Below are 832 nucleotides of genomic sequence, written 5' to 3' on the forward strand. Positions count from 1 at the left end.
TTTCAGGGCCCCGGGACGCCAGGCCCGCACACAGACCAGCACCAGCACGGCGGTGGCCAGCAGCAGCAGGGACAGCGCCACCGCGGATTCCCGCCCGGTCCCGGCACCGTTGAACGCCGTGTAGATGGCCAGCGGCATCGTCTGGGTCACCCCCGGCGCGTTGCCGGCGAACAGGGCCGTGGCCCCGAACTCGCCAATCGCCCGGGCAAAGCACAGGATCACCCCGGCCACCAGGCCCGGGACCGCCAAGGGCAGGGTCACCCGGGTGAGCACCATCCAGCGCCCTGCCCCCAGGGTGGCGGCGGCCTGCTCGTACCCGGCCCCGGCCGAGCGCAGCGCCCCCTCCACGGAGAGCACCAGGAACGGCAGCGCCACAAACGCCTGGGCGATCACCACCGCCGGGGTGGAAAACGGGAGCGTGAACCCCCACAACGACTCAATGAACTGGCCCACCGGGCTGGTGCGGCCAAAGAGGAAGAGCAGCGCCACGCCCCCGACCATCGGCGGCAGCACCAGCGGCACCGCCACCACGGCGCGCAGCAGCTGGGCGGTGCGCGGTGAACTGCGGGCAATCACCAGGGCCAGGGGGATCCCCAGCACCACGCACAGCGCGGTGGCCGCCACCCCCGTGCGCAGCGACAGCCCCCGCGCCTGCAGCGCACTGGGACTAGTCACATCCGCCCACAGCGTTCCCCAGGAGGCCCGGCCCACCAGGGCCAGCAGCGGCAGCACCAGCAGCGCCACACCCAGGATGGCCGGCAACAACGCGGCAACGGGTGCGCGCACCCCCACATCGGCCTGGCCTATGCCCTAGTCTTCGGTTTTTTTTTTT

1 protein-coding gene is annotated in these 832 nt (G+C 72.0%); it reads right to left on the reverse strand.

The features are described 5' to 3' along the window. Positions 1-786, reverse strand: a 786-nt coding sequence (locus tag DQ237_RS19295) for an ABC transporter permease (protein ID WP_240619760.1), incomplete at its 3' end; no start/stop codon positions are given. Positions 787-832 lie beyond the last annotated feature (46 nt).

Origin of the sequence: Blastococcus sp. TF02-8 (genome assembly GCF_003319175.1) — a bacterium.
Taxonomy (GTDB): Bacteria; Actinomycetota; Actinomycetes; order Mycobacteriales; family Geodermatophilaceae; genus Blastococcus.